General features: G+C 67.7%; 2 protein-coding genes and 1 pseudogene. All 3 read right to left on the reverse strand.

Going from position 1 to position 1,609, the window contains the following annotated elements; genetic code table 11:
* Positions 1-234: pseudogene (locus Q1V87_RS09485) on the reverse strand (TIGR00341 family protein); the annotation flags it as partial.
* 7 nt (positions 235-241) lie between these two features.
* Positions 242-592 (reverse strand): hypothetical protein, encoded by a 351-nt coding sequence (locus tag Q1V87_RS09490; RefSeq protein ID WP_292710127.1) that lies wholly within the window; start codon positions 590-592, stop codon positions 242-244.
* 71 nt (positions 593-663) lie between these two features.
* The coding region (locus tag Q1V87_RS09495) for a Dyp-type peroxidase (RefSeq protein WP_300591994.1) at positions 664-1,609 on the reverse strand (946 nt) is incomplete at its 5' end.

The raw sequence follows: 1,609 nt of genomic DNA on the forward strand, positions 1-1,609 counted from the left end.
CGCGATGCCGAGGATCGGAGTGGCAAGCGGCGCGATGATCATGGCGCCGATGACCGTAGCCGTCGAGTCGCCCAGCACTCCTGCCGCGGCGATGATCGCCGAGAGCACGAGCATGATGAGGAAGGCGGAGCGCTTGCGCCCAACCTCCCCCGCGCCGAGGTTCAGCGTTTCGTGCAGTTCATCGGCCGACAAACGTTGCGACGGCGGAATGAGCGCCTCGGTGATGCGGGACACGGTACCTCTAGCGGAAGAAGCTGTTGGCGCGGGATGTGAACAGCAGCAGTAGGCCGATCAGCGGCAGCACCGCCGATCCCACAGCCGACCAGAGCTGGGCAGGCTCGGTAACCATGAGATACACCGAGCCTGCGATGTTCAGCACGAACACGACGGCGGTGAGGATGCGGGCGCCGTTGCTGCCGCCAAACAGACCCAGGCTCACGAGAATCGTGATGAAGCCGATGAGCATGGCGACGATACCGAGAGTGATCTCCCCGCCGATCATCAGCAGCACTCCGGCGATGATCTGCAGCGCACCCGTGATCCAGGCGATGATCGCCACCAGGGTGACTCCGAAAGGTCGCCTACCCGCCATGTTTCCCTCCCAGCGGGGCGACCGCCCAGCGCGGCATCCGTCCCGTCGGCATCACTGTAGCGGGAGAGCAGCTACGACAGGAGCGTCTCTCCGACGAAGCCGCCCTCGACACACCCGGGCGGAACGGCGAAGACCGCCGAACCGATCGGAATGGTCCACTCGTTGAGCAGGTCCAGATCCGCGAGGCGCTGCTGCATCGGCACGAACTGCGCGTCGATGTCGGCCTGGAACGACGCGAAGATCAGCCCCGAGTCCGAGAGCGCACCCCCTGTCGGAGCATCGTCGTAGTTGTACGGACGGCGCAGGATGCGTTCCCGGGGGTTCTCGCTGCGGGCCCGCCGCATGTGCGAGAACTCCGGGATCACCGGGAAGCCGAGCGCGGTGCGTGCCTCGAAGTCCGGATCGTCGGTTTCGGCCGTGCCGGTCAGCGGCGCACCGGTGTCGAGGGTGCGGCCCACGGACTGTTCTCGGCCCGACCGATCGAGCTTGTCCCACGTGTCAAGCGTCATCCGGATGCGGCGAACCACCATCCCGGTGCCGCCGGCGAGCCATCCGTCCGAGTTCCAGACGACCTCGTCGAAGTCAGCCGTCCCCGCCACCGGATTGACGGTGCCGTCGACCTGGCCGAAGAGGTTTCGCATGCTCCGCTCGGGGTAGGCGCCGGCCGAGCGGCGGAAACCCTGCTGCACCCACCGCACGGTGGTGAACGAACGCGAGTCCTTCAGCAGCATCCGGGTCGCGTGGGCGACAACGAGCGGGTCATCGGCCGCGATCTGGATGAGCAGGTCTCCGCCGGTGTAGGCCGGCTCGAGCCTGTCGATCGAGAACGCGGGGAGGGGCCTCAGCCACGCCGGCCCAGCGCCGCCCGCCCGAGCGACGAACTCGGGGCCGAACCCGAACGTGACGGTCAGACGGGCCCTCGCGATCGCAAGCTCGGGCTCCGAGTCGGCAAGAGCCGGCTCGCCACGGGTCAGGCGTGCGGCGTCGTCGGTGAGGACCTTCATCATCCGGCGCTGC

The organism is Microbacterium sp., from assembly GCF_030149085.1.
In the GTDB taxonomy this organism is placed as follows: domain Bacteria; phylum Actinomycetota; class Actinomycetes; order Actinomycetales; family Microbacteriaceae; genus Microbacterium.

Coding starts and splice junctions, on each gene's coding strand:
- Q1V87_RS09490 (WP_292710127.1), bottom strand. CDS start 592: ATGGCGGGTAGGCGACCTTTCGGAGTCACCCTGGTGGCGATCATCGCC.